Here is a 26,582-nt window from a genome sequence, read left to right on the forward strand (position 1 = left end):
GCCTTTCTCTCCTTTAAAGAGGAGCGTCTGCATTTTCCAGCGTAATTATTCCAGTGTTCCCTTAAAGAAAACGCCTTTTCCTTCATTCTACCATGATTCATGGAGAGAAGGAAAAGGCGTACCCCGCCGTTATTCGTAGTAGCCGAGAAGCAGGTCGGCGTATGGTGATCCCTGTGGCAGAATAATCGTTGTTTCACCGTCAATGGTTTTCTTGTATGATTCCAGCGTTCGGTACAATTGATAAAATTCAGGATCCTCAGAGAAGGAATTGTTATAGATCTGTGCCGCCTCCTGCTCACCTTCCGCCCGGATCTTTTCCGCATCGGCCCTGGCTGTAGACAGCATCTCTTTGACTTCTCTATCCACAGAAGCCCGGATACGGCTTTTTTCTGCTTCCCCTTCCGACAAATACGTCTGGGCAATTTTTTCCCTGTCCGTGATCATCTGATTGAACACGGCCTCCTCGTTCGCCTGCGGAAGATCCGAACGCTTAATACGGACATCATCCACGACTATGCCGTAATTATCACGATCCAGGTATTCATTCACCCGCTTGGCAATTTCTTCGTTCAGTGTCCCCCGTGAGCTTTCTTCCTCATTGATGATTTCAGAGAAATTCATTTTCCCGAGTTCCGCCCGGACGATCGAAAAGATAAATTCTCCCATCCGCGCTTCTGCACTCATCATTGTTCTCGCATTGGAAATCATTTTCTCAGGGTCAGATATGCTCCAGACGGCATAGTTATCAATGATCATCCTTTTCTTATCAAGCGTTGTGATTTCCTTCTCATCCACGTCATACACCATTTTCTTTTGAGAAAGCGTGGATACCTCCTGGATCAGCGGGATCTTGAATTTCAAGCCGGGGCTTTCATGGATTTTGATAACATCACCGAACTGCCTTACTACCTTATATTCCCCTTCTTTGACAATCACTACAGAACTGAGGGCGATCAATATCAATGCGGCAGCAGCCACTAAAGCAAGGCCGCCTTTGATGATTTTCCGAAAATCCTTCTGCTGCTTTTCATTGATATCCTGAATCCGATCGTCGGTCATGATTGCTCCTCCTCTTCTTGTTCTGTTTCCCCGTCCTCTTCCTGTGCAGGTGCGGCGGGCTGATTCTGCTGCTGAAGAGGAAGGTACTTCATCGTATCTCCGTCATCGTTCATGACATACACATCTGCTTCAGGCAGGACTTCCTCGAGCGTTTCCATGACAAGACGCTCCCTTGTTACACTTTCATTGCCTTGATATTCACTTAGCAGTGCATCAAATTTGGACACTGCTCCTTCCGCTGTCCGGACCCTGTCCACCTTGTCCCCTTCCGCTCTTTGTATAATGGCATCTTTCTCACCTTTGGCTTCCTCCCGCATCTGGTTCGCATACTTTTCGGCTTCATTCACTTTACTTTGTTTTTGTTCACGCGCATCCGTCACCTTCGTGAAGGCACTACGGACGTCTTCGTTTGGCAGGTCCACCTCCTGCAGACGGACATCTATGATGGATATTCCAATCTCATAGCCTTCAATCAGGCGGACAAGGTCTTCTCTGACTTCATTTTCGATTTCAGCTTTTCCTGATGTTAACGCTTCATCAATTTCACTGCTGCCTATGACCCCTCTCAGTGTTGAAGAGGTGGCGTTAAACAGCACCTGCTCAGGGTTCTCCGATGCAAATAAATAACCGGATGGATCTGTGATTTTCCATTGTACGACAAGATCTGCCTGCACAATCATGTCGTCTCCTGTAATCATTGTCACTTTATCAGCCTCTTCTCCTTCTTCATCAAAACCAAAATCAAGGCTGAATGTTTCCTTGGACATTTTCTCTACTTCCTGCACAGGCCACGGCATCTTAAAATGAAGACCGGGCTCTGTAATGCCATCCTCTGCTTCTCCGAACGTAAGCACGACCGCCTGCTCGGACTCATCAACGGTGTACCATGTGGTCATGAATACGACAAGCAGGACTGCCGCCCCGGCAATTAAGCCGGCCCACTTATATATCTGTTTCAGACTCATGTAGATTTCCCCTTTTATGTAGATTACTATTCTTTACGAAACTGTAACAAAAAGGTTTCAAAAGCCTGTTTTTTGATACAAAAAAAAAGACAGAAGCGAGGGAAGCTTCTGCCAATAAGAGAAAACACCTTGGATGAAAGGGTTTCAAAGATATTTTATCGAAACATTGTTAATTCCAATTTAATGAAATATTAATTTTCCGTAAACTTCTTCGGAATCTCAACATGGAAGGTCGTGCCTTGATCCACTACACTCTCCACGTGAATGTTTCCGTGATGGGCTTCTACAATATGTTTGACGATGGCCAGACCGAGCCCGGTACCACCAGAATTCCGGCTTCTTGCCTTATCGACGCGATAGAAGCGTTCGAAAATCCTCGGAACCTCGTCTTCCGGAATACCTACACCATTGTCAGATATAGAAATCATCACCGTCTCTTCTTTTTCTCTAAATGTCAATGAAACGTCTCCATGATCACGACTATAATTAATCGCATTGGCCAGTAAATTCATAAACACCTGTTTTAAACGACTGGAATCTCCGCGGATAATGGTTTCTCCTTCCACAGATGCCTGCAGTTGCACACCTTTTTGTTCAGCATGCTGCTCGACAATGGGTAGAAGATCGTGTAGAAGACGCTGGACGTCGACTTTCTCAATATTGAGAAGAAAATCTTCCCTTTCCAGCTTGGACAGCTCAAGGAGATCCTGAATAAGAGATTGAAGACGTCCACTTTCCTTCAATATGATCTGAAGAAACTGCTCCAGCATCTGCTCATCCTTCATTGCGCCGTCCAGAAGCGTTTCTGAAAATCCCCGGATGGAGGTAATCGGTGTTTTCAGCTCATGGGAGACGTTAGCCACAAAGTCCTTTCTCATCTGCTCCAAATGCTTCAACTCTGAAATGTCATGGAAGACCAGCACAACGCCTTTCCATTTCCGGCCTTCACTGAAAATAGGGGCTCCTGTTACCTCAAGGTGTTTCCGATCGATATTGACCGGGAGCACGAATGTTTCACTGATGGTTTCTTCAAACATATAAATCTTTTTCACCGTCTCGTGAATGGTTGTATATGGGATGGCATCATGGTAAAGAAATCCGATGTAATCCTTCTGCTCCCCGCCGAAAGTCTCCATAAAGGCACGGTTGGTCAAAAGGATATACCCTTTTTCATCGATCAGCATCAGACCGTTACCCATGTTGTTAATAACCGCTTCCAGCTGATTCTCCTGCATCCCCTTCGTACTGGTCATTTCCTGAAGGTTGCGTGCAAGGATATTAATCGACTGACTAAGCTGACCAGCTTCACCGAAGTGCCCTTCATACGTGCGGGCTTTATAATTCCCTTCTGCCAGTTCATTCGCTACATCAGCTGCCGAACGGATCGGACGGATGTATTTTGAAAAGACATTATAGCCAAGAACAAAAATAATCACCAGTCCGATTAACAGTGTGCATCCGATCAACAGCCAGATGTTCTTGGTAATGTTGGTCAAAGAATTGACCGGCGAGAGGAGAATGAGCGTCCCGTCGACATCGTTGACCTGGTTATCGACCGAATAATAAAAGATATTGTCGATCAAATACCCTTCATTATCTGCAATTTGGTCGGCCTCCACTCTGGTCAGGACATGCTGTTTTTCACGATCACTGATAATGGGAACAGCCTCCACCGTATCCAGCAGTTTGTCACCGTCATCTGAAATAAAAACCATTCCGGTATTCAGCTGGTCACTGAACTCTAGAAGTTCATCCTGACTGACATCCTCTTCATCCGTGAATCTCTCCAGGTAGGTGACGAAATACCGGCTTTCAAGCTCCACCCGCTCTTCAAAAATGTTTATAAAATACCCGCGCGTCAGCTGGGCAAGAATGACACCAAGACCAAGCATGACGATTACGACGAGTACGGAGTATGTCATGAGTGGTTTTGTATTGGTGGAAGACATTTATTTCGGCTCCTCCATTTTATAGCCAAGGCCGCGGATCGTCTTGATATACACCGGCTTTTTCGTGTCGGGTTCAATTTTCTCCCGCAAATGACTGACGTGGACATCGACGATACGGGTATCTCCGGCAAAATCATAATTCCAGACCGCGCTCAGCAGCTGGTCTCTGGATAAGACACGCCCGAGATTCTGCCCTAAGTAGAGAAGCAGTTCAAACTCTTTCGGTGTGAATGTCAGAGGCTTGTCTTTAATGGATGCCTCATACTGCTCCGGGTAAATCACTAAATCGGCCACTTGAATCATTTTCATTTCCGGACCGGCCGGTTCCCGGACCATCCTTCTTAAGATTGCTTTAATACGAGCAACAACTTCTCTTGGACTGAAAGGTTTCGTTAGGTAGTCGTCCGCCCCGAGCTCCAGGCCGAGCACCTTATCAAATTCATCATCCTTGGCTGTTAACATCAAAATCGGCGTGGACACCTGCATCTGACGCAGCTGCTTACACACTTCCATGCCATCCATCCCTGGAAGCATCACGTCCAGAACGATGAGATCGAACGTAGATTTTGATGCTTTTTCAAGCGCATCCGTGCCGGAATAAGCCACTTCCGTTTCAAATCCAGCCTGGTCTATATTGTATTTCAACAATGTTACGATGGATTCTTCATCATCGACAATTAGTATTCTTTGTTGTTCCAATCCCATCACCTCAACTGCAAAGTTAATCTCATCATACAATGAAGTTTACATTTTGAATACGGATCTTTATGATTTTTACTTAATTTTAATATAGTCCCAATCCCTGTCTTCATACGTGAAGACTCTGTTTCTGCTGCCATAAAAAAACCAGGCTTGCGGGATACAATCCCGGAAGCCTGGTTGAGAGAGCTTGTCCATAAGACGAGAGAATGACTCAATAAAAGTTTTCGAGGGAAACGGCATTCATAGAGGCAGGTTCATATGGTGGAATGACCGTCAGTTGTCCCTGAATGACTTCCTTTCCTTCCTCGTCATATCCATGCATATCCACAACGACATGGTGTTCCTCATGATTAATATCCGTTATTTCTGCATGAAATCGGACTTCTGCATAGTGGTAAAGAGGATGGGGATAGCTTAACTGCTGATGTATAATATGACTACCCGGTCCCGGAAGATGCATGGACACGATGGATGATGCCATACCACACAGCATAACGCTGGGTACAATCGGCTGTTTGAAGGGGGTCTGGGATGCATAATCATGTTGAATATAAAGCGGATTCGCATCATCGGTCAGCCCAAGATAAATAAGCAGATCCCGGTCTTCTACTCTTGATGTGGTTGTAAAAGTATCTCCTACTTTCAAAGCCTGTATCTTTCTGCCGAGTTTTCTTTTCTTCCCAATCATGGCAGTCACTCCTTTTTTTGAAAGCGTTTGCTAATTTGGTGTGAAAAAGGGGCTCGAGATATCCCCGAACCCCTTCTTTCCTTTATTTTAATACATGGAGGACATTTTTAACAGAGTCAGCTGATTGATCCAGCTGTTGTTTTTCTTCCTCTGTCAATTCGAGCTCAATGACTTCCTCGATACCGTTACCGCCAAGGATGGTAGGCACACCGAGGTAAATGCCGTCATACCCGTATTCGCCTTCCAGGTAGGCGATGGCTGGGATAATACGACGCTGATCCTTCAAGATCGCCTCTGCCATTTGAACAAGAGAAGCCGCAGGAGCGTAATAGGCGCTGCCGTTTCCAAGCAGACCTACAATTTCTCCTCCACCTTTTCTCGTGCGTTCCACAATTGCCTCGAGACGTTCTTTGGAAATCAACCGTTCAAGCGGAATACCTCCCGCAAAGGAATAGCGAAGCATTGGTACCATATCGTCCCCGTGCCCGCCGAGCACAAAGCCTGTGACATCTTTCACGGAAATGTTCAATTCCTCTGCGACGAACGTACGGAACCTGGCTGTATCCAAAACACCAGACTGACCTATGACCCGGTTCTTAGGAAGACCGGCTTCCTGAAAGACGGAATAAGTCATCGCATCGACAGGGTTCGTCAATACGACGATGAAACAGTCGGGGGAGTTTTTCACAATCTCTTTCGTTACGCTCTTCATAATCTTGGAGTTGGTACTGACAAGATCATCACGGCTCATTCCCGGTTTCCGGGCAATACCGGCAGTAATGATCACAAGGTCGGAACCTTCCGTATCCGCATAGTCCGAAGTTCCCTGGATTTTCGCATCAAATCCCTGGACAGGGCTGGCTTCCAGCATATCCAGTGCCTTTCCTTTCGTCGGATCTTCCATATCCGGAACATCTACAAGGACGACATCCCCAAGTTCCTTCTGAGCAAGCATTAATGCCGTAGTTGCACCAGTAAATCCGGCACCGATGACAGAGATCTTCCTTCTTTGAATACTCATCGTTCCTCTCCTTCCACTTGCCATTAGTCCATGTTCTTAATCAGTTCGTCACCAAACTCTGAACATTTCACTTCTGTTGCCCCATCCATCATACGGGCGAAGTCGTAAGTAACGACTTTGCTTCCGATGGTTTTATCCATGGATTGAGCGATAAGATCAGCCGCTTCTCTCCATCCCAGGTGTTCAAGCATAAGGACACCGGAAAGGATGACAGAAGATGGGTTCACTTTATCAAGCCCGGCATATTTAGGAGCTGTACCGTGAGTCGCTTCAAAAATAGCATGGCCGGTTTCGAAGTTAATATTTGCTCCAGGAGCGATTCCGATACCGCCGACTTGAGCAGCAAGAGCATCAGAAATATAGTCTCCGTTCAAGTTCATCGTAGCAACAACGTCGAATTCTTTCGGACGTGTCAGGATTTGTTGAAGGAAAATATCAGCAATCGCATCTTTGACGATGATTTTGCCTGCCGCTTCCGCCTCATCCTGAGCTTTGTTGGCTGCATCCTTGCCTTCTTTTTCAACGATGCGGTCATATTCAGCCCATGTAAAGACTTTGCCTGCATACTCTTCTTCTGCTACTTCGTAACCCCATGACTTGAAGGAACCTTCTGTAAACTTCATAATGTTTCCTTTATGGACAAGCGTTACGTTTTTACGTCCTTCGTTGATCGCGTAGTCAATCGCGGCACGGACCAGACGTTTCGTACCCTCTTCAGATACTGGTTTGATACCGATACCGGAAGTTTCAGGGAAACGAATGTTATGTACACCCATTTCGTTCTGCAGAAAATCGATGACTTTTTTAACTTCCGGAGTGCCCTTCTGCCACTCAATACCTGCATAAATATCTTCAGTATTCTCACGGAAGATCGCCATATCCGTATCTTCAGGACGTTTCACCGGAGAAGGGACGCCTTTGAAGTAGCGGACCGGACGAAGACATGTGAATAGATCCAATTCCTGGCGCAGCGCTACGTTCAAGGAACGGATTCCACCACCGATTGGAGTCGTTAGAGGTCCTTTGATTGCAATCTTATAATCGCGGATCGTGTCCAGTGTAGCTTCCGGAAGCCATTCACCTGTCTGATCATAGGCTTTCTGTCCAGCAAGGACTTCTTTCCACTCAACCGATTTCTGACCATTATAGGCTTTATCTACAGCTGCTTCAATAACACGGCTGGCTGCTGCCCAGATGTCAGGGCCGATACCATCACCTTCAATATATGGGATCACCGGACGATCAGGTACATTTAATGTTCCGTTTTGTTCTACTGCGATTTTTTGTGCTTGTGTCAAAATAAACCCTCCTAAATTTTCTGTAATCATGGATGATTCATCCTATTCTATCATACGTTAAAATAGGATGAATAAAAAGCCGGTACAACTTCACTGCCGGTTATTAACGGTCTTCAATCGGAGTATACGTCTGGCCTTTAGGCCCTGCATATTCCGCACGAGGACGGATCAGGCGGTTGTTGGAATATTGTTCAAGGATATGAGCAAGCCATCCGGACACACGGCTGACGGCGAAAATCGGCGTGAACAAGTCGTGATCGATTCCAAGACTGTGATAGACAGAAGCGGAATAGAAGTCCACATTTGCCGGCAGTCCTTTGTTTTCCTTGATATAATCTTCAATTTTAATAGACATTTCATAGTATTTGGAGTGGCCGGTCAGCTTTGTAAGCTCACGGGACATCTCTTTCAAATGCTTGGCGCGTGGATCGCCGGAACGGTAGACACGGTGGCCCATTCCCATGATTTTTTCTTTGTTTTCAAGTTTCTTCTCAATGGCCGGTACGGCATTTTCCACACTGTCGATTTCCGTAAGCATCTTCATGACACGCTCATTGGCACCACCATGAAGCGGCCCTTTCAGTGCCCCGATAGCTGCTGTTACACCGGAATATACATCGGATAAAGTGGCTACACAAACACGGGCTGTGAATGTAGATGCATTCAATTCATGGTCTGCGTGCAGGACAAGTGCTTTGTTGAAGGCTTCAACTTCAAGATCTTCCGGGTCTTTTCCATTCAGCATGTAAAGGAAATTCGCTGCAAAGCTGAGTTCTTTTTTAGGTGAGACAGGCTCCTTCCCTTTACGGATCCGGGCAAAAGCCGTGACCACAGTAGGAATTTTCGCCTGCAGACGAAGCGCCTTGCGGTTGTTTGCTTCCTCTTCCATCACGTCGGATTCAGAATCGTACAGACCGAGCATTGAAACGGCTGTACGCAGGGCAGCCATTGGATGAACTGTCTTTAAATCATAGGATTTAAGATGATCAATGACCTCTTTTGGAATATCCATATTGGAAATTAAATCTTCTTTGAAATCTTTCAATTCCTGTGAATTAGGAAGCTTTAAATTCCAAAGAAGGTAGATCACTTCTTCAAAGCTTGAGTTATTAGCTAAATCATCGATATCGTACCCAACATACGTAAGTTTATCGTCTATGATGGAACTGATGGATGATTCCGTTGCTGTAATCCCTTCAAGACCTTTAGTTGATGATGACATACAATCTCTCCCTTTCGAAAAGTTCCAAACGAATGCTTGTCCGTTTGACAAGAAAACGCTTTACATTTAACAGAATCCCTTTATAGGAAAATGACCCCACACACAATTATAAAGTATTCTGAAGAGAATGTGAATTGAAACCGTTTAATTTTGATGGAATTTATCGAACCTTTTTCCTTTTATTCCCTTAGTGAACAGGGTGCAAACAGGTCAGAAGTTTTACAATCTACATTGAAAAAGAGGGTGCAGGAGTTGACCAACCACCTTATTTCCATCATCTTAAGGTCCGTTCTGCTGCTCGCAGGCTTAACGGCAGCCACTATACTTTTCCTGTTCCTATGGAATTATTTACATCCTTTTCTGAGTGCCTACCTTTTTGCGGCACTCCTTCGTCCTTTTATCCTTCTGGTATCCCGCAGGCTTCATCTGCCCCGTTTCCTCTCTATTCTACTTGTACTCGGGATGTTCACCCTGCTTGCACTCAGCACCTTCGCCCTTGTGGTAGCTGAGCTGATCAAAGGATTTCAGCACTATTCCACAGATCTCCCTGCCCAGGCAGCCGCTTTATCGGTGTTTATAATGAATCAAGGAAGAGAATGGGCAGAGCCGTTGATTTTAAGACTGCAGTCCTCTCTGGAGCACTCCGGAATCGTGACCTCTTCCATCGATGAATACCTGCAGGCTGTGCAGAGCCAGGCAGGTCGGGTTAGTATGGATTTGTTAAGTGGTCTGTTCGAGGGTATCCGGCATATAGCAGGGATGGTTCCGACTTCTTTAGCTTACACAGGTATCGTTATCATCGGTACTTTTTTCTTCAGCAAGGATTGGGAAGCGATTCACCGACCTCTTGGGAGTATCATTCCGGCTGTTATCCAGGAACGTGCGGTACAGGTGCGTGTTGAAATCGGAAAGACATTCAAAGGACTGATCAAGGCTCAATGTATGCTTGTAACGATCAGCACTCTTATTATAGGAACCGGTCTCTATCTGCTTGATGCTCCCCACGCTCTCACTGTAACGGCTGCCGCCTGTCTGGTCGACTTCATTCCTTATGTAGGGACAGGGGTGATTTTCATCCCATGGATGCTGTTCCAGTTTTTTTCGGGGGATTTCCCGATGACGATCGGGCTTGCTGTTCTATACGCTGTCGTCGTTACGACAAGGCAGCTTCTGGAGCCCAAGCTGATGGCTGATCAATTCGGTGTCCCTCCTATTGTCCTGCTTCTTACCTTTGCTGTGGGATTTCAACTTCTCGGCGTCTATGGCATCATGCTCAGTCCGCTTTTGCTGATGGTCTTTCAAACATTAAAGAGGACTGGAGCTTTGAAAGAACTCTTTCATTTTGTTACAGCAAAATAAAACTCCATTTCCAGTCCGGAAATGGAGTTTTTTTATTTTCTGTAAATGGTTACGGTTCCTTTATCCATAGCTTTTTGAATCGCCCGTTTCACAAGTCCTTTTAACGGCGTTCGCGTCACGGGCAGGAGAAGGATGAATCCTGCCGCATCTGTAATGAATCCAGGCGTTAACAGGACAGCTCCTCCTACAAGGATACAAGCCCCATCCAATAAAGCATCCTGAGGCATACGCCCCTGCTGCATGGAGAGCTGGACATTCTGGATCGTTTCCAGTCCTTGTTTTTTCGCAAGCCAGGCTCCAAGGGCCCCCGTAGTTATAATCAGAAGAATGACCCACCATGGTCCGATGACATTACCGGCCCCGATCAGCAGACCGATTTCCAATGCGGGTATGATCAATATGAGGATGAATAACCAGCGAAACATAGCATCTTCCCTTCTTTTCCTTTCCTCCATTATACCTTTATAATGCTGTAAGGTAAAAAAATAAAAGGCAGGGATCTCAATCCCTGCCTTTCCTTCTACCTATTACAGGACGCTTGCATGTCCTTCGTAAATGTCACCACGGGAACTGTCAATGGTAAGATCGGAACCATCCTTGATCAGTTCAAGAGCATTTGGTACGCCGACGATAACCGGGATACCAAGGCTTAGTCCGACAACGGCTGCGTGAGAAGTCAGACCGCCTTCAAGTGTAACGATTCCAGCCGCCTTTTCGATGGCAGGCATCATGTCACGATCGGTTCCGTGAGTGACGATGATATCGCCGTCTTCTACACGGTTGATGGCATCCTGAGCATCTTTAGCGATGATGGCACGACCATACGCGCTCTTCTGGCCGACACCCTGGCCTTTGACTAAAACATCACCGATGACGTGAACTTTCATCAGGTTGGTTGTACCGCTCTCACCTACAGGTACGCCTCCTGTAATGATGACACGATCACCGCGGTCAGCAAGACCTGAAGCAAGGCTGCGTTCAACGGCAACATCAAGCATGTCATCCGTAGAGTACGCGCGAGGCCCCATTACTGCATAGACACCCCATACAAGAGAAAGCTTGCGATTTACTTCTTCGTCAGATGTAATCGCTACGATCGGAGCTTTTGGACGATACTTGGAAATCATGCGGGCTGTATGTCCGCTTTCAGTCGGCGTAACGATGGCTGCTGCATCCAGGTTGATCGCTGTGTGGGTAACAGACTGGCTGATGGCATCTGTGATTGTCATGTCACTGTGCTTGGAGCGGTCCTGCAGCAGGGATACGTGGTTCAAGCCTGTTTCTGTTTTAGAAGCAATATTATGCATCGTTTGGACTGCTTCCACCGGATAGTCACCAGCAGCTGTTTCGCCGGAAAGCATGATCGCATCGGTGCCATCAAAAATGGCATTGGCTACGTCAGAAGCTTCCGCACGCGTTGGACGTGGGTTGCGCTGCATGGAATCAAGCATTTGTGTAGCTGTAATAACCGGCTTGCCGGCTTTGTTGCATTTGCGGATCAACTGCTTCTGTACAAGAGGTACATCTTCTGCTGGAATTTCAACACCAAGGTCACCACGGGCAACCATCAATCCATCACTGACTTCAAGAATTTCGTCGATGTTGTCGACACCTTCCTGGTTCTCGATTTTTGGAATGATTTGAATATGGTTGGCGTTATGCTTTTCAAGAAGTTCTTTGATTTCAAGAACATCAGAGGCACGACGTACGAAAGATGCAGCGATGAAATCAACACCCTGCTCAATTCCGAACTCGATATCCTTGGCATCTTTTTCTGTAATACCAGGCAGGTTGACGCTCACGTTTGGAACGTTGACCCCTTTTTTGTTCTTCAATGGTCCATTGTTAAGAACGGTTGTCTTGATTTCTTCATTTTCCTTGTCTACTTCTTCCACCTGAAGTTCCACAAGACCGTCATCAAGAAGGATTTTTGATCCAGGGTGCACGTCATTGATGAGACCGGAATAAGTCACAGAGAAGCGTCCTGCATCGCCTTCGATATCCTTCATGGATACGTAGGCTGTGGATCCTTTTTCAAGGTAGCACTCTCCACCTTTTAGAGAACCGGTTCGAATTTCCGGACCTTTGGTATCCAGAAGGATCGCTACAGTCTTTCCTACGGCTTTTGAAGCTTCACGGATGTTTGTAATACGTGCGCCATGTTCATCGAAATCTCCGTGTGAAAAGTTCAGACGGGCGACGTTCATCCCTGATTCAATAAGCTGTGTCAACTTTTCTACAGATTCAGACGCTGGTCCAATTGTGCTGACGATTTTTGTTTTTCTAAACATATTATTTCCTCCTCTAGTGCCTCTTACGTTTATATAGATAGTTCTTTGGAAAGACGATACATATCAAGGTCAACCGTATGCTTGGCGTTCAAGATCTCCACAATGTCATGGTCCACCAGTTTGTTCGCTTGGATACCGACCATGCGGCCTGCTTTTCCTTCGATAAGCAGATCGACGGCATAAGCGCCTAAGCGGCTTGCAAGAACTCTATCCGCAGCGCTCGGGGATCCTCCGCGCTGTGTATGTCCCAGTACAGTGACACGGGATTCCAAGCCGGCAGCTTCATCAATACGGCGGGCAAGTTCGCCGCCTGTGCAGACGCCTTCGGCAACGATGATAATGCTGTGTTTTTTGCCACGTTCATGTCCTCTTCGAAGACGGTCGATAATATCTTCCAGCTCATCTTCCGCTTCCGGAATCATGATACTTTCCGCACCATCCGCAAGTCCAGCCCAAAGGGCAAGGTCCCCGGCGTCGCGGCCCATGACTTCTATGATGAACGTCCGCTCATGGGACGTAGCTGTATCACGAATTTTGTCAATGGCATCAATAATGGTATTCAATGCGGTATCAAACCCAATTGTGAAATCAGTTCCAGGTATGTCGTTATCGATCGTTCCTGGTACACCGATGCATGGGTAGCCTTTTTCCGTAAGTTTCTTAGCCCCCATAAAGGTACCATCACCGCCGACAGCTATCAAGCCTTCTATACCATGTTTTTTTAATTGTTCAATGCCTTTCAACTGACCCTCTTCGGTTTTGAACTCTTCACAACGGGCAGAATAAAGCTTGGTTCCTCCGCGCTGAATGATGTCACCTACAGATCCCAGTTCCATTTTTTCGATGTCGCCGTCGATCAAACCCTGGTAACCGTATTTAATGCCGTATACTTCAATGTCATGATAGATAGCTTTCCTGACAACTGAACGGATGGCCGCGTTCATACCTGGAGCGTCTCCACCACTCGTAAGTACTCCAATTTTTTTCATTCTCATCACCTCAAAAGTAATCTATTTATGTTGTTTCCAACTAAAGATGAATTGAAACCTCAGTCCCCCTGATCTCTAGGACTCCCTTTACAGTCTACCCTTTTTTGCACAGCCGGACCATTCTTTTTCCCGTGATAACGTTACCATCCTGTAAAGATGCGAAAAGCCGCACGAAATGTGCGACCTTCCAATAACGGACCTTTATATTTCAACCCTACCATTATAAATCAAGATATGAGTAATCGCCAATGTTTTTATATTTTTTGAAACGATTCTCCAACAGTTGATCATGATTCAAAGTATGAAGTTCATTCAGAGAATCGGTCAGTACCTGTTTGATTTCCTGCGCCTGCTTCTCGACATCACGGTGGGCTCCACCCCTCACTTCTGGGATGACACCGTCAATGACGTTTAATTTTTTCAAGTCGTAGGAAGTAATCTTCATCGATTCAGCGGCCTCCTGAGCAAGACCCGCATCCTTCCATAAAATGGACGATGCTCCTTCTGGAGAAATAACAGAATACGTGGAGTTTTCCAGCATGAATATTTTATCTCCGATGCCGAGTCCGAGAGCTCCCCCACTTCCTCCTTCACCAATGACAATGCAGATGATGGGCACAGTCAAGCCGGCCATTTCCATCAAATTGCGGGCAATCGCTTCACTCTGCCCGCGTTCTTCTGCTGCTTTCCCTGGATAAGCGCCTTTCGTATCGATGAACGTAATGATCGGGCGCTTGAACTTCTCCGCCTGCTTCATTAAACGAAGCGCTTTACGATACCCTTCCGGATGAGGCATCCCGAAGTTACGCCGGATGTTTTCTTTCGTATCTTTCCCACGCTGATGACCAATGACTGTGACTGGCTGTTCATTGAACCTGGCAATTCCAGAAACAATGGCCGCATCATCACCAAATGTACGATCTCCATGAAGCTCCAGGAAATCTGTAAATAAGTGCTCAATATAATCAAGGGTCGTCGGCCGCTCCGGATGGCGGGCCATTTGGACTCTGTCCCATGGCGCCATCCGGTCATAGACGTCCGTTTCCAGCTTTTCCAGACGTTTTTCCAGCTTGGCGATTTCATCGCTTAAATCCATTTCACTGCTGTCTGTGAGCTGTTTCAAATCTACAATTTTTTCTCTTAGTTCGATGACTGGTTTTTCAAATTCTAACACGTGTTTCATAACCGGCTTCCTCCTACTGCGTGAAGATCCAGAACAGTGGTCAGTGTCTCTCTCAGTTCATGGCGGTGGACAACACGGTCCAACTGGCCATGCTCCAACAGAAATTCAGCCGTCTGAAAATCATCCGGCAGTTTTTCCCGGATGGTCTGTTCAATAATCCTTCGTCCCGCAAAACCAATCAAAGCTCCAGGTTCTGCAAAGTTATAATCACCAAGGGAAGCAAAACTGGCTGATACACCGCCTGTAGTCGGGTGAGTCATGACAGAAATGAACAAGCCCCCTTCTGCATGAAGGCGCTGCAGCGCGACAGAAGTTTTTCCCATCTGCATGAGACTGAGGACTCCTTCCTGCATACGTGCGCCCCCGGATGCCGTAAAGATGATAAATGGAACCCCTTCTTCGCGGGCCTTTTCAATGGCGTTCGTTATTTTTTCACCGACTACGGATCCCATACTCCCCATTCTGAACCGGGAATCCATGACAGCTACTGCCGCCTCAAGGCCGTTCATCCGGGCTTTACCCGTTACTACAGCTTCATTGAGGTCGGATTTCAACCGGTCTTTCTCTAATTTCTCCTCGTAATCGGGAAAGCCGAGCGGGTTGCTGGAAATCATATGCTTATCCCATTCGGTAAACGTACCCTCATCAAACAAGTGCTCAATCCGTTCATAGGCATTGAGACGGTGATGATGATCACAATATGGGCAGACATTCATATTCCGATTTAATTCTTTACGATAGAAGATTTTTTGACAGTTGGGGCATTTCTGCATTAAACCTTCCGGTACATCCTGTTTGGCTTCCTGGCTTGGTATGGATGCATACCTTTTTTTCTTGCTGAAAAAGTCTCTAAGCAAGGTGATTCCTCCTTTGGGACAAAGCTTCCTTTCTATTCAATATACAAAAAGTACTTTGCGTAATACTGCTGAATTTGTCGTTATGGTTTCGACATCATTTTCAACGATAGAGCTGTATGATATCCATTGTATTGCCCTTCTGCAGGGTTTCCGCCACAGCATCATACCAGCTTTTATCATAGTGCACATGATGTACGGTATTGGTAAATCCGGCTATAAACTGCCACATAGAGAAAAGCAGCTCCTGCCCACATGTAGAAAAAAGATAGTCAAACACATGGTGATGCCTTTCCTTACCAACATGTCCTTCTATGATGTCTTTTAGACGGTGGAGCTGTTCGCTGGTCAGCTTATGCTGCAGAATCGTCAATACTTCTTTTTCGATCATCTGCATAGCTGTCAATAGTTCCTCTTTTGTCCTCTTTTCCGTTAACAGGAAGTTCGACAGCAGTTCAACCATATGATACGGGCGGTAGGATCTCATATAGGTACCTTCTCCGCGGCGGGTTTCAATCAGACCGAGCAGTTCCATTGCTCGGAACGCCTCGCGGATCGATGACCTTCCTACACCGAGCTGTTCGCTTAGTTCGCGTTCAGAAGGCAGCTTATCACCAGGGCTCAATTGATTCTCCTCAATGTAGGCTTTCAATTGATACAAAACCCCTTCATATACCTTCCCTTGTGGTTTAGTCAACGTACCCGAACACCTCTTTCCCGCTTTTATCCTATGGCCATATGTAAGGGGAAAGATTCCTTTCCCCTTTTCCGGCACTTATTCTTCATCAATTAAAGTGAGCTGTCTCGTCTTTTCTGCCACCTCTTCAGGGTCTACATGATGACGGGCTACGCCTGATTCCATCGCGGCCTTTGCAACGCTTGCTGCCACAGCTGGAGCTACACGCGGATCAAAGGGAGCAGGAATAACATAATCCTCATTCAACTCTTCCTCACTTACAAGGGAAGCAATCGCCTCCGCAGCTGCGATTTTCATTTTCTCATTGATTCGAGTCGCACGTACATCAAGAGCCCCCCGGAAGATTCCTGGAAAAGCCAGAACGTTATTTACCTGGTTAGGAAAATCGGACCGTCCTGTACCGATGACACGGGCCCCTGCTTCCTTCGCATCATCCGGCATGATTTCCGGTTCCGGGTTGGCCATGGCAAAGATGATGGAGTCATCCTTCATACGGGAGACCGTTTCTTTGGACAACAAACCACCCACAGATACACCGATGAAGACGTCAGCATCTTCCATGACCTCCTCAAGGGCACCCTCGACACGGTCTTTATTCGTAATTTTAGCAATTTCATCTTTGACATCATTCATTCCGTAGTCGCGGCCTTCAAAGATAGCGCCTTTGGAATCACACATAATAATATCACGTACACCGAAATGATAAAGTAATTTAATAATAGCAATTCCTGCGGCCCCTGCCCCATTGGCCACCACTTTAATATCCGACCAAGATTTTCCTGTCAGCTTCAAAGCGTTCATCAAGCCTGCGACCGTCACGATGGCCGTTCCGTGCTGATCATCATGGAAGATCGGGATGTTCGTTTCTTTCTTCAAACGCTCTTCAATGATGAAGCAGTTTGGTGCAGCGATATCCTCAAGGTTTACGCCGCCAAACGTAGGCTCCATCAACTTCACCGTCTGCACAATCTGATCAATCTCTCTCGTGTTCAGGCAGATAGGAAAAGCATCAACGCCGGCAAAGCTTTTGAACAATGCGGCTTTCCCTTCCATGACTGGAAGAGCAGCCTCAGGACCGATATTTCCAAGTCCAAGCACGGCAGAGCCGTCACTGACCACCGCCACCATGTTCCCCTTCATGGTATAATCGTAGACCGTTTCTTTATGGTCGTAGATTTCCTTACATGGCTCAGCCACTCCAGGGGAGTAGGCAAGACTTAGATCCTTAGCATTCCGTACAGGTACTTTTGAATGTGTTTCCAGCTTCCCCTTGTTCACTCGGTGTATATGCAATGCTTCATCTCGCAGATTTGACACAACAACACGCTCCTTTAAATGAATGAATGAATGATTAAACCGACCCAGGTGGTCTGACCACCAGTAACTCCTTAATTATAACAGATGAAAAGGTCGTGTAAAGATTTTCAAAAATATGGACTTGGTTTTTAATTTTCCGCCTTCTTTTTATTACTTCTTAATGCGACATTTTTCTCACCAAAAAATGCGTTCAACTGATCAAGACAGTCTCTTGTCGGCTGCAGGCCATAGCTTTCATCAAGGCGGTAGGTCTTCCGATCTTCTGACCGGAAAAGAAAAACTGGTGTATTCCCCGGGAAATATTGTGCCGTTTCTTTCAACTGTTGAAGAGCTTCGTTTTCGTTTTCATCCGTCACTTTGACGAACAGCCGTCTTTCTTCCTGTGCCGACTCATGGGATGATTCATCCATTTCAAAAGGGTGAAGGGACTGAATAATAAGCTGCTTTCTTCCGTTTCTTTCCTCTACTTTTCCCGATGTTGTCACAAGCATCTGTTCTTTCAGCCACACTTTAACGTCCCGGTACGTATCCGGAAAGATGACAGCATCCACTTCAGCGCTCTCATCACTCATGGATAAAAAGGCCATCGGGTCCCCGCGCTTTGTACGGATTTCCCGAATACTGTCAACGACCGCAGCCGTATCGACTTTTTTATTCATTTTCATCCTGTAAAGCTGAGAAAGAGCAAGGATGCCTCTTCGTCGGAGGGATTTCCGCTGACTCTCCAGGGGATGATCGGATAAATAAGTGCCGAGGACTTCTTTTTCCATCGCCAGATTCTTCAAAAGTGGAAAAGGTTCCACGTCCACCATATCCATGACCATTTCCTGATCGAAGAAACCGGGCTGATCCTGGAATTCCTTGAACAACTCCCCCTGCTCAAGAGCCTGATCAATGGTGGCCAGAGCACTGGCGCGGTTGGAGTGCAGTTCATCAAAAGCTCCGGCAATAATCAGACCTTCAATCACTTTTCTCGATACAATTTTCGTATCCACACGCAGACAGAAGTCGTTCAAATGGCGGAAAGGCTGTTGCCCACGCCCTTCTACAATCGCTTTAGCCGCCTGATACCCTACGCCTTTAATGGAGAGAAAACCCATAGTGATTTCACTGCGCTGCCCCCGAGCGGCCGCCCCGCTTTTATTTATAGAAGGAGCTTTTACTCGTACGTGCATCTCCCGCGCTTCCCGAATGTACGTGGCCAGTTTGTCCCGGTCCCCCAGATTCGCGTTGATAAGCTCAGCCATGAATGCAGACGGATGATGAGCTTTCATAAAGGCCAGCTGGTAGGAAATCAAGCTGTAGGCGACGGCATGGCTCCGGTTGAATCCATAATTGGAGAATTTGACAATCCAGTCAAACAGCTGCTCGGCCACCTGCTCGGAATATCCATTTTCCAATGCTCCTGATACAAACGCTTTCCTCTCACTCTCCAAAACGCCGCCCTGCTTTTTGCTGACCGCTCTTCGAAGCATGTCCGCCTGGCCGAGCGAATAGCCCGCAGCAAGTCCCGCCACCTGCATAATCTGCTCCTGATAGACGAGTACGCCATAAGTCGGGCTTAAAATTCTCTCCAGATCCTCGTGTGGAAGTTCGATCGCTGCCTTTTTATTCTTTCTTTCAATATAAGTATCGATATATTCCATCGGGCCCGGCCTGTAAAGAGCGTTAACAGCCACCACATCTTCAAAATGAGTGGGCTTCAGCTTTGTGAGCACCTGCTTCATGCCCTGCGACTCCAGTTGGAAGACACCATTGGTTTTTCCTTCCGAAAGCAGGGAGAAAGTTGCAGAATCATTCAATGGAATCTGATCCAGAGTAAAGGAGCGGTTTCCCGCCCTTTGAATCTTCCGTTCCAGATTTTCCATAAAGGTCAAGTTCCTCAGTCCCAGAAAATCAATTTTCAAAAGACCGATTTTCTCCAAATCCCCCATAGTAAGCTGTGTTACATACACCTCTCCCTGGCTTTTCATTAAAGGTGTATATTCCATAAGCGGCTTTTCAGAAAGCACGACACCTGCAGCATGCGTGGAAATATGGCGGGGAAGGCCCTCCAGCTTGGCTGCAATTTTGAACAAATGCTTCAGTTTTTCCGAGTTTCTAATATAATCTTTCAATTCTTCCGACTGACGGACGATTTCTACGAGAGGTTGAGCCGCCTGTTTCGGAAGCTGATGAAGGATGAAAGACGCATCGCTCTCCTCAATATGGAGAACCTTGAACAATTCCCTCAGCACACTTTTTGCAGCGAATGTACCGAACGTGCTGATTTGAGCTGCATGCTGTTTTCCATACTTTTCAGCTACGTAGGAAATGACCTCCTCCCTGCGCTGGTCAGGAAAATCGATGTCGATATCCGGCATCGTAATCCGTTCCGGATTTAAGAACCGTTCAAAGAGCAGTTGATATTCGAGCGGATCCACTTTCGTGATGTCGAGAAGATAAGCGACAATCGATCCAGCCGCCGATCCCCTCCCAGGTCCGGCATTGATCCCCTTTGCGCGGGCGAAATCGATAAAGTCCCACACAATTAAAAAGTAATCACTGAAGCCCATGGATTCAATGACACTTAACTCATGGTTGAGCCGCTCGACAGCCTCTGTCTTTCCGTCATATTTTTTCTTCAGGGCACGCTCACAGAGTTCCCGCAGATAGGCCGCGCCGCTTTTTCCTTCCGGTGCCGGATATGTAGGAAGAAGCTGCTGGTTCAGATCCATGTCCCATTGACACCGGCGCGCGATGTGGTCTGCTGCTTCAAGAACTTCCGGCCACCATTCCCCAAAAAATGATTCCATCTCTTCCGCACTTTTTAAATAGAAGGGGCCGTGAGCACTGTTTGGTGTATAACGCGTACCTTCATCGACAGCCCTTAAGCATTGATAGGCGTCGGCTTCCTCTTTTCTTATGTAACGCACGTCCCCGACAGCCGTTACCTGCAGCCCTTTTTCAACCGTCCATTCACGCAGAGGGGTGTGCATCTGCCGTTCAGAATGAAGATCCAAATCTTGAATACTTAAGTAAAAGTCCTCTTTCTTCACTGCGTGCATCCATCGGTTCAGCCCGTCCTCCATATGCTCGAACATCCGGTCGGATAAGGGTTCCCCCCATGGTGAGGCGGAGGTCATATGAATGACGATCAACCCCTGACTTACGTCGGCGAATGTTTCCAGGTTCATCGGATGATCTTTTGTGTTAGCCCACGTAGCTATTTTCATCAGGTTTTTATACCCGGTCTGGCTGGTCGCAAGAAGCCGTACGGGATGGAGAAGGGAACGGTCCTCGATGGTCGTCGTTAAACCGATCACCGGCTTGATCCCCTGCGCCCGGCATTCCTCGTAGAATGCCAGCGCCCCGCTCAACGTGTTCTCATCCGTCAACGCGATGGATTCAAACCCAAGGGCCTTCGCCTCATGGACCAAATCGTTAATCTTCACCGTACTCTTCATAAGACTATAGCCGCTGCGGACATTTAAATGGGTGAAAGTCATTTCGCACACCTTCTTTCATGTGTAAATTATAGCTACTATTGGATAGGGAATAAAGCCCTCTGCATAAAACCACAGGAAAAAGAATATTCGTTTAAATAGAAACACATTTTCCAGGCGGAAAGAGGGACAAGATGGAAGACCGTTTAATCGTATCCATGATCCAATGCTTCTTTATCGCTTTTGGAGTTATTGTAGGTGGAACACTTATTGGAAGTATCGGCAGTTACTTAACAGGGGAAGCTCCGCTGACCGCCATGTTCCGCATCGCCAAAAGTTTAAGAATCTGGGCTGTTGTTGCAGCCATCGGGGGAACCTTTGATGCCATCAGCAACTTTGAAAAAGGCATTCTCGACGGCTCCACTTTCGATATGTTCAAGCAGATCGTCATAATCGTTGCGGCTATGGGCGGGGTGAAGGCAGCACTTCTGTTGTTTGAGTGGCTGCTCGGAGAAGAGGTGACCTGATGCATTTCCCTCCTTACCATAAAAGCAGGGAATGGAGGCGTTTTTTCGCCGGTGTTCTGCTCGGCACCCTGGCCGGCTGGCTCTTTTTTCTTTATACTCATGGGCAGCTCCAGCAGAAATATACCGAAGAACATATCGGCTTGACTACAGAGCTGCACGAACTGGAAGTGAAGTATGAGGGACTGCTGAACAATAAAAATCAGGATTCTGAATCCGCACCACTGACGGTTGGCGAAATGGACGTTTCCTACACCAATGCCAAAAAGCTGGAAGTCGACCTGCTTACGCAGCACCAGCTGACGACGATGGTCAAGGATCAGCTTTCTTCCCTGCCAGGGAAGCCCGTAAAGGTGGTAGCTGATCAGGCGGATCTGATCTTAACCGCCCTTGAAAACAAAAACTATGTGGTGGATGACTTCACCTACCAACTGAAAGTGAACCAACTGATCATTTCCGAGGTCATTACGTTAAGACTTGAAATAAAGCTGGTACGTTAAAAACGAGCAGGCTATCTTATGCCTGCTCGTTTCGATATGCTTTACAAACCTCTTCCAATTCCCCGGCAATGTCCTCGGTTTCCGCCCAGTTGGGAGCAGAAGCCCCTGAGGCCATCGGGTGTCCACCACCATTATGAGCAGCGGCAACTCCGTTAATCACCGGACCTTTGGAACGCAGGCGGACGCGGATATTATCTTCTTCTTCCACGAAGAACGCCCACGCAAGAATGCCTTCAATATCTCCGAGAAGGCCGACCAGCTGGCTCGTTTCGGTCGCTGTTACACCAAAACGCTCCAAAGTATCCTTATCAAGTCGTATGGTGGAATAGCCGGCCGGGTGAAGCGTGAAGTTCTCAAGGACATAGCCTTTTAACCTGGCTACGTGGACAGGAGTCTTATACATTTCGTTAAACAGGGAAGATCGATCAAAATCATAATGCACTAAATCCGCAGCGTAGGAGAGCGTTCTGTTCGTTGTGCTTGGAAAAAGAAAACGCCCGGTATCCCCTACAATTCCTGCATACAGAAGCTTTGCAGAACGTTCATTCATTTTCAGTCCTGCCTCGATTCCTTCCTTGTATAAATGATAAATCATTTCGGAGGTGGAGCTGGATGTCGTATCCACCCATTGAATGTCTCCATACTGATCGACGTCAGGGTGATGATCAATTTTCACGAGCTGTTTTCCGGATCCAAATCTTTGGTCATCAATACGGGCCTGATTGGCTGTGTCACAGACGATGACTAAAGCTTCCTTAAAAGTGTCATCAGCAATATCATCCATTTCGGCAAGAAATGCCAGTGACGGCTCCCCTCCGCCCGCAAGATACACCTGCTTTTCCGGAAAGCTCGCACGAATTATTTCGGCAAGTCCGGCCTGGGAACCATAGGCATCAGGATCCGGCCGGACGTGGCGGTGGATAATGATAGTCGAATGAGATTTAATGGACTGAATGATGGCTTGTGTAGACATGAAATAAAGCCTCCTATTATTTTTTCCTGACAACCGCTTGCAGAATTCCCGGCACAGGTAGCCTTTTCCAACAAAACAAGCTACAATGAAAAGGAATTCTTAACGATCAGGAGTCGATTCACCTTGATTATTTTTCCGATTCTCATCTTAGTTTCCCTTGTTCTTTACATTTACTACAAAGTGATGGTCATCCGGGCCCGAGATCCACTTACACAGGAATACTTGAACAGCAGATCGAAGATTTTTCTCGGCGGATTCTTGTTTTTCTTTGCGATTAACCAGTATGTATTTTATCAGACAAGGCTTTCCTTGTTTGTCGGGCTGGTCTTCCTTATACTCGGAGCTGCTCAGGCACGGCTCGGCTTTAAGGCGAGCCGCCATTACCAGCAGGAATATAAAAAGCAGGAAGCCCGTTCCCAGACCTGAATGGTTCACAAAGCCGCTGCCCGGACAGCGGCTTTTTTTATCGGTCGATCAACTGGGCCATAAGAAGAGCTTTTCCGACAATCGATTTTCCGTGGTGAACTTCAATGTCCACCTTGGCAAATTTGCGGCCGACTTCTAAAATCTGTGGAATAATTTCAATATCACTTTCAATTTGAACCGGCTTGATAAAATAGACGGAAATATTTTCGACGACCAGATCCCCTTTTTTGTACTTTCGGAGCATCCGGCTGGAGGCCTCCGTAATCAGGGAAACAAACACGCCGTACGACATCGTCCCAAGCTGGTTGGTCATCTGCGGTGTTACTCTCGTACTCCAGCGCTGCGGGCTCTGATCGCTCTCCACCATCACCATCCGGTTTGTAGCCAGGTCATCGATGGTTTCTCCAACCTGAGGCTGCCGTTGAATGTGCTGCAGCGCCTTCAGCACATCCTGCCGGGAGATAATCCCCTGGAATTTATGACTGGTATCAACGACCGGCATCAGTTCGATTCCTTCCCACACCATTACATGCGCCGCATTAGCCAGGGATGTCGTCGTATGAGCCGTCATCGGATTACGGGTCATCACCTTATCGATCCTGACCGTTTTCTCCTGCCCGATGACATCTTTAGAAGTGACAATTCCAACCACACGGTTCTGCTCATCCACTACCGGATAGCGGCTGTGCTTCGTTTCCTCATTCAGGTCATGCCAGCGCTGGACAGTATCCCTTGTGGAAAGAAACCTGGAATCATCAAAAGAAGTGTAGATATCATCCACCAGTACGATTTCCTTTTTAATAAGCTGATCGTAAATGGCTCTATTAATCATTGTCGCTACAGTAAATGTATCATAACTTGTAGAGATGACAGGGAGCTTCTTTTCGTCGGCCAGTTTTTTCACGGTATCTGTCGTATCAAATCCACCCGTTACTAACACAGCCGCGCCCTCTTTCACTGCCAGCTCATGGGCATTCGTCCGGTTCCCGACAATGAGGAGGGAACCCGCTTCTGTATAACGCATCATCGCTTCCAGTTTCATAGCTCCGATGACAAACTTTCCAAGGGTTTTATAAAGGCCTTCTCTGCCACCCAGAACCTGCCCATCAACGACGTTGACGATTTCAGCGAACGTCAGACGCTCAATATTCTCTTTCTTCTTCTTCTCAATCCGGATGGTCCCCACACGCTCCATCGTACTGACAAGATGCTGGTTTTCCGCTTCCTTAATGGCACGATAGGCCGTTCCTTCACTGACATTCAGCGCTTTTGCAATCCCGCGTACGGATATTTTACTTCCTACGGATAAGGACTCGATGTGTTCCAGGATCTGTTCATGTTTTGTAGCCATTCACCCACCAAACTTTCTATCTGTACTAGTCATTTCTCTCTTTATTGTTATTATACAACTGATACAGATGTTCTGCAATTTCTTCCAGAATTCAGGGGCATGGTTTCCAGGACTGAATCGGTATGGGATAAAAAAAGCGGCAGGGCCACAATGGCCTGCCGCCTTTCCAACGCTCTACAATTCTATGACTTCTCCCGGCTGAAGCGCACGTCCTGTTCCAGGCTTCACCTGTGAAGCAAATCCTTCTCCATCCTGATTGATGAGGTCGAAGGTGTTATAGTGAACTGGAACGACCTGTTTCGCCTGCAGCCATTCTGCTGCGGTTAAAGCATCCTCCGGCCCCATCGTGAAATTATCCCCGATCGGAAGAAAAGCCAGATCAATATTATTGCGTTCCCCGATCAGTTTCATATCAGAAAACAACCCGGTATCACCGGCATGGAAAATGGTTTTGCCATCGATAGTCAGAAGGATCCCCGTCGGCATTCCTGTATAGACAATGGTGCCATCCTCTTCGGTATAAGCTGAACCATGAAAAGCCTGGGTGAACTTCACATGTCCGAAATCAAATTCATGCCCCCCGCCGATATGCATCGGGTGGGCGTTTAACCCTTTGTTTCCAAGGTAGGTAGCCAGCTCAAACGGGGCAACAACCTGCGCATTGGTCCGTTCGGCAATTTCGAACGTATCCCCTACGTGGTCGTTATGTCCATGAGTCAGCAGAATGACATCCGGTTCCACCTGATCCGCATTCAAATCCGTGTTCCCGTTATCTGAGATGAATGGGTCAAACAAAATCGTCTTTCCATTGGCTTCCACTTTGACTACGGCGTGTCCATGATAAGAAACTTTCATCCTTCCACTCCTTCTCACAAAAAGTAATGTATACGGCTGGATGCATTTATCCAACCCTTTCCATTTCCTTCTACACTTCTCTTCATTTCCCTGTCTTTCTACTCCTGAAACACGGGCGGACCTATATGGCCGTTACCGTGGAAGTCCTTGATCTCTACGACTATCCGCTTAAAAAAAGGAAGTTTATGAACTATCCGGAACCAGAGCTGCGCCAGCGGTATTCATACAAACAAAGACCCCCGGAAGCCGGGGGTCTCGCCGTTACTCTTTATTCATTTTACGCTTCAGCGCCTGCAGTTCATCATCCACATCATCTTTTTTGTCCATTTCCTCGAATTCATCATCAATGGAGCGGGCTTCTGATGAAAGATCATCACTTGTATCCGCCTCCGCTTCATACTGCATGACCTTTTCTTCCATACGCTCAAAGCCTTGACGGGATTCATCCCCGCCGATACTGGACATGGTCCGGTTCATCTTCGTACGGGTTTTCGCTGATTCCGCACGGGCTTTCAAGGAATCTTTCTTCAGTTTCATTTCCTGGTATTCTTTCTTCATTTCATCGAGCTTTTCACGGAGATTGGAAGCGTCTGTCTGAGCGCGCTCCCAGGACGCTTTCAACTGCTCGGCCTGTTCCTGATGATTTTTCTTATCTTCCAGGGCGCGGCGGGCAAGATCTTCATTACCGGCTTCAATGGCTTTTTCAGCCTGCTGCATCCGCTTATCCGCAAGAGCCTGGGCATCATCGTACTTGCGCTTCAGCATTTTCTCATTGGCGATCTGCTTAGCAACAGCGCTCTCTGCTTCACGAATGTCATTTTCCATGTCCCTCATAAATTGGTCGAGCATTTTCACTGGATCTTCAGCTTTATCAAGCATCGCATTCATTTCAGAACCTACGACCGTCTTCACACGTTTGAAAAATTTGAACATG

At 47.0% G+C, this 26,582-nt stretch carries 24 protein-coding genes; 4 read left to right on the top strand and 20 right to left on the bottom strand.

The window, feature by feature from the left end; all coding sequences use genetic code 11:
- Window positions 1-129: 129 nt before the first annotated feature.
- The 8 genes from QMA39_RS07660 to citZ all read right to left on the bottom strand — a co-directional run bounded on the left by QMA39_RS07660 (window position 130) and on the right by citZ (window position 8,904).
- The gene (locus QMA39_RS07660; protein WP_027955168.1) at window positions 130-1,059 is read right to left on the bottom strand and encodes a protease modulator HflC; all 930 of its coding nucleotides are present in this window, start codon (window positions 1,057-1,059) and stop codon (window positions 130-132) included.
- On the bottom strand, window positions 1,056-2,024 hold the full coding sequence (hflK, locus tag QMA39_RS07665) for an FtsH protease activity modulator HflK (RefSeq protein ID WP_027955167.1): 969 nt from the start codon (window positions 2,022-2,024) through the stop codon (window positions 1,056-1,058). Before hflK ends, QMA39_RS07660 begins: the two co-directional genes overlap by 4 nt.
- A gap of 191 nt (window positions 2,025-2,215) precedes the next feature.
- Window positions 2,216-3,973: a HAMP domain-containing sensor histidine kinase gene (locus QMA39_RS07670; protein ID WP_027955166.1), complete on the bottom strand. Its 1,758-nt coding sequence runs from the start codon at window positions 3,971-3,973 to the stop codon at window positions 2,216-2,218.
- Window positions 3,974-4,678 carry a response regulator transcription factor gene (locus QMA39_RS07675; protein WP_027955165.1) on the bottom strand — a complete coding sequence of 235 codons (705 nt, stop codon included), beginning with the start codon at window positions 4,676-4,678 and terminating at the stop codon, window positions 3,974-3,976.
- Between the two features lie 208 nt (window positions 4,679-4,886).
- Entirely contained in the window at window positions 4,887-5,363 is a 477-nt protein-coding gene (locus QMA39_RS07680) for a MaoC/PaaZ C-terminal domain-containing protein (protein WP_027955164.1), read from the bottom strand.
- Window positions 5,364-5,445: 82 nt separating this feature from the next.
- Window positions 5,446-6,384, bottom strand: coding sequence for a malate dehydrogenase (gene mdh / locus QMA39_RS07685; protein WP_027955163.1), 939 nt, complete (start codon window positions 6,382-6,384; stop codon window positions 5,446-5,448).
- 23 nt (window positions 6,385-6,407) lie between these two features.
- Window positions 6,408-7,682, bottom strand: coding sequence for an NADP-dependent isocitrate dehydrogenase (gene icd, locus QMA39_RS07690; protein WP_027955162.1), 1,275 nt, complete (start codon window positions 7,680-7,682; stop codon window positions 6,408-6,410).
- A gap of 103 nt (window positions 7,683-7,785) precedes the next feature.
- On the bottom strand, window positions 7,786-8,904 hold the full coding sequence (citZ, locus tag QMA39_RS07695; RefSeq protein ID WP_027955161.1) for a citrate synthase: 1,119 nt from the start codon (window positions 8,902-8,904) through the stop codon (window positions 7,786-7,788).
- 252 nt (window positions 8,905-9,156) lie between these two features.
- On the opposite strand from citZ, the gene ytvI reads away from it, so the two are divergent.
- On the top strand, window positions 9,157-10,263 hold the full coding sequence (ytvI, locus tag QMA39_RS07700) for a sporulation integral membrane protein YtvI (protein WP_281658321.1): 1,107 nt from the start codon (window positions 9,157-9,159) through the stop codon (window positions 10,261-10,263).
- 32 nt (window positions 10,264-10,295) lie between these two features.
- Here ytvI and QMA39_RS07705 read toward each other — a convergent pair whose 3' ends face one another.
- The 8 genes from QMA39_RS07705 to dnaE all read right to left on the bottom strand — a co-directional run bounded on the left by QMA39_RS07705 (window position 10,296) and on the right by dnaE (window position 21,082).
- On the bottom strand, window positions 10,296-10,688 hold the full coding sequence (locus QMA39_RS07705) for an FxsA family protein (protein WP_206935542.1): 393 nt from the start codon (window positions 10,686-10,688) through the stop codon (window positions 10,296-10,298).
- Between the two features lie 102 nt (window positions 10,689-10,790).
- Window positions 10,791-12,554 carry a pyruvate kinase gene (gene pyk, locus QMA39_RS07710; RefSeq protein ID WP_027955158.1) on the bottom strand — a complete coding sequence of 588 codons (1,764 nt, stop codon included), beginning with the start codon at window positions 12,552-12,554 and terminating at the stop codon, window positions 10,791-10,793.
- A 29-nt stretch (window positions 12,555-12,583) separates the two neighbouring features.
- A complete protein-coding gene (gene pfkA, locus QMA39_RS07715; RefSeq protein ID WP_027955157.1) occupies window positions 12,584-13,543 on the bottom strand; it encodes a 6-phosphofructokinase in 960 nt (319 codons plus the stop codon).
- 220 nt (window positions 13,544-13,763) lie between these two features.
- Entirely contained in the window at window positions 13,764-14,726 is a 963-nt protein-coding gene (locus QMA39_RS07720; RefSeq protein WP_027955156.1) for an acetyl-CoA carboxylase carboxyltransferase subunit alpha, read from the bottom strand.
- Window positions 14,723-15,583 (bottom strand): acetyl-CoA carboxylase, carboxyltransferase subunit beta, encoded by an 861-nt coding sequence (gene accD / locus QMA39_RS07725; RefSeq protein WP_281658322.1) that lies wholly within the window; start codon window positions 15,581-15,583, stop codon window positions 14,723-14,725. The genes QMA39_RS07720 and accD overlap by 4 nt, the downstream gene beginning before the upstream one ends.
- A 100-nt stretch (window positions 15,584-15,683) precedes the next feature.
- Window positions 15,684-16,277, bottom strand: a complete 594-nt coding sequence (locus tag QMA39_RS07730) for a GntR family transcriptional regulator (RefSeq protein WP_027955154.1) — start codon at window positions 16,275-16,277, stop codon at window positions 15,684-15,686.
- Window positions 16,278-16,355: 78 nt separating this feature from the next.
- Window positions 16,356-17,594, bottom strand: coding sequence for a malic enzyme-like NAD(P)-binding protein (locus QMA39_RS07735; RefSeq protein WP_027955153.1), 1,239 nt, complete (start codon window positions 17,592-17,594; stop codon window positions 16,356-16,358).
- Between the two features lie 128 nt (window positions 17,595-17,722).
- Window positions 17,723-21,082 (bottom strand): DNA polymerase III subunit alpha, encoded by a 3,360-nt coding sequence (gene dnaE, locus QMA39_RS07740; protein ID WP_281658323.1) that lies wholly within the window; start codon window positions 21,080-21,082, stop codon window positions 17,723-17,725.
- 131 nt (window positions 21,083-21,213) lie between these two features.
- Between dnaE and QMA39_RS07745 the strand changes: the two genes are divergently transcribed.
- A complete protein-coding gene (locus QMA39_RS07745; RefSeq protein ID WP_027955151.1) occupies window positions 21,214-21,546 on the top strand; it encodes a YtrH family sporulation protein in 333 nt (110 codons plus the stop codon).
- Window positions 21,546-22,043: a sporulation membrane protein YtrI gene (ytrI, locus tag QMA39_RS07750; protein ID WP_027955150.1), complete on the top strand. Its 498-nt coding sequence runs from the start codon at window positions 21,546-21,548 to the stop codon at window positions 22,041-22,043. The genes QMA39_RS07745 and ytrI overlap by 1 nt, the downstream gene beginning before the upstream one ends.
- Before the next feature lie 16 nt (window positions 22,044-22,059).
- Here ytrI and QMA39_RS07755 read toward each other — a convergent pair whose 3' ends face one another.
- Window positions 22,060-23,016, bottom strand: a complete 957-nt coding sequence (locus tag QMA39_RS07755; RefSeq protein WP_281658324.1) for a bifunctional oligoribonuclease/PAP phosphatase NrnA — start codon at window positions 23,014-23,016, stop codon at window positions 22,060-22,062.
- Between the two features lie 123 nt (window positions 23,017-23,139).
- Here QMA39_RS07755 and QMA39_RS07760 point away from each other — a divergent pair, with 123 nt between their 5' ends.
- Complete coding sequence (locus QMA39_RS07760) at window positions 23,140-23,442, top strand: YtpI family protein (RefSeq protein ID WP_027955148.1); 303 nt, start codon at window positions 23,140-23,142, stop codon at window positions 23,440-23,442.
- A gap of 37 nt (window positions 23,443-23,479) precedes the next feature.
- Here QMA39_RS07760 and QMA39_RS07765 read toward each other — a convergent pair whose 3' ends face one another.
- From QMA39_RS07765 to QMA39_RS07775, 3 genes are all read right to left on the bottom strand, one after another.
- Window positions 23,480-24,793 carry a DRTGG domain-containing protein gene (locus QMA39_RS07765; RefSeq protein WP_027955147.1) on the bottom strand — a complete coding sequence of 438 codons (1,314 nt, stop codon included), beginning with the start codon at window positions 24,791-24,793 and terminating at the stop codon, window positions 23,480-23,482.
- Window positions 24,794-24,967: 174 nt separating this feature from the next.
- Complete coding sequence (locus QMA39_RS07770) at window positions 24,968-25,648, bottom strand: metal-dependent hydrolase (RefSeq protein WP_281658325.1); 681 nt, start codon at window positions 25,646-25,648, stop codon at window positions 24,968-24,970.
- A 261-nt stretch (window positions 25,649-25,909) separates the two neighbouring features.
- Window positions 25,910-26,581 (bottom strand): PspA/IM30 family protein, encoded by a 672-nt coding sequence (locus QMA39_RS07775; RefSeq protein ID WP_027955144.1) that lies wholly within the window; start codon window positions 26,579-26,581, stop codon window positions 25,910-25,912.
- Between the last annotated feature and the right edge of the window lies 1 nt (window position 26,582).

The sequence above is a fragment of the Halobacillus sp. Cin3 genome, assembly GCF_947311855.1.
Taxonomy (GTDB): Bacteria; Bacillota; Bacilli; order Bacillales; family Halobacillaceae; genus Halobacillus; species Halobacillus kuroshimensis.

Excerpts from the sequence above, each read along its gene's own strand:
- QMA39_RS07660 (WP_027955168.1), bottom strand. The coding sequence starts at position 1,059 with ATGACCGACGATCGGATTCAGGATATCAATGAAAAGCAGCAGAAGGAT.
- hflK (WP_027955167.1), bottom strand. The coding sequence starts at position 2,024 with ATGAGTCTGAAACAGATATATAAGTGGGCCGGCTTAATTGCCGGGGCG.
- QMA39_RS07670 (WP_027955166.1), bottom strand. The coding sequence starts at position 3,973 with ATGTCTTCCACCAATACAAAACCACTCATGACATACTCCGTACTCGTC.
- QMA39_RS07675 (WP_027955165.1), bottom strand. The coding sequence starts at position 4,678 with ATGGGATTGGAACAACAAAGAATACTAATTGTCGATGATGAAGAATCC.
- QMA39_RS07680 (WP_027955164.1), bottom strand. The coding sequence starts at position 5,363 with ATGATTGGGAAGAAAAGAAAACTCGGCAGAAAGATACAGGCTTTGAAA.
- mdh (WP_027955163.1), bottom strand. The coding sequence starts at position 6,384 with ATGAGTATTCAAAGAAGGAAGATCTCTGTCATCGGTGCCGGATTTACT.
- citZ (WP_027955161.1), bottom strand. The coding sequence starts at position 8,904 with ATGTCATCATCAACTAAAGGTCTTGAAGGGATTACAGCAACGGAATCA.
- QMA39_RS07705 (WP_206935542.1), bottom strand. The coding sequence starts at position 10,688 with ATGTTTCGCTGGTTATTCATCCTCATATTGATCATACCCGCATTGGAA.
- pyk (WP_027955158.1), bottom strand. The coding sequence starts at position 12,554 with ATGTTTAGAAAAACAAAAATCGTCAGCACAATTGGACCAGCGTCTGAA.
- pfkA (WP_027955157.1), bottom strand. The coding sequence starts at position 13,543 with ATGAAAAAAATTGGAGTACTTACGAGTGGTGGAGACGCTCCAGGTATG.
- QMA39_RS07720 (WP_027955156.1), bottom strand. The coding sequence starts at position 14,726 with ATGAAACACGTGTTAGAATTTGAAAAACCAGTCATCGAACTAAGAGAA.
- dnaE (WP_281658323.1), bottom strand. The coding sequence starts at position 21,082 with ATGACTTTCACCCATTTAAATGTCCGCAGCGGCTATAGTCTTATGAAG.
- QMA39_RS07745 (WP_027955151.1), top strand. The coding sequence starts at position 21,214 with ATGGAAGACCGTTTAATCGTATCCATGATCCAATGCTTCTTTATCGCT.
- ytrI (WP_027955150.1), top strand. The coding sequence starts at position 21,546 with ATGCATTTCCCTCCTTACCATAAAAGCAGGGAATGGAGGCGTTTTTTC.
- QMA39_RS07755 (WP_281658324.1), bottom strand. The coding sequence starts at position 23,016 with ATGTCTACACAAGCCATCATTCAGTCCATTAAATCTCATTCGACTATC.
- QMA39_RS07765 (WP_027955147.1), bottom strand. The coding sequence starts at position 24,793 with ATGGCTACAAAACATGAACAGATCCTGGAACACATCGAGTCCTTATCC.
- QMA39_RS07770 (WP_281658325.1), bottom strand. The coding sequence starts at position 25,648 with ATGAAAGTTTCTTATCATGGACACGCCGTAGTCAAAGTGGAAGCCAAT.
- QMA39_RS07775 (WP_027955144.1), bottom strand. The coding sequence starts at position 26,581 with ATGTTCAAATTTTTCAAACGTGTGAAGACGGTCGTAGGTTCTGAAATG.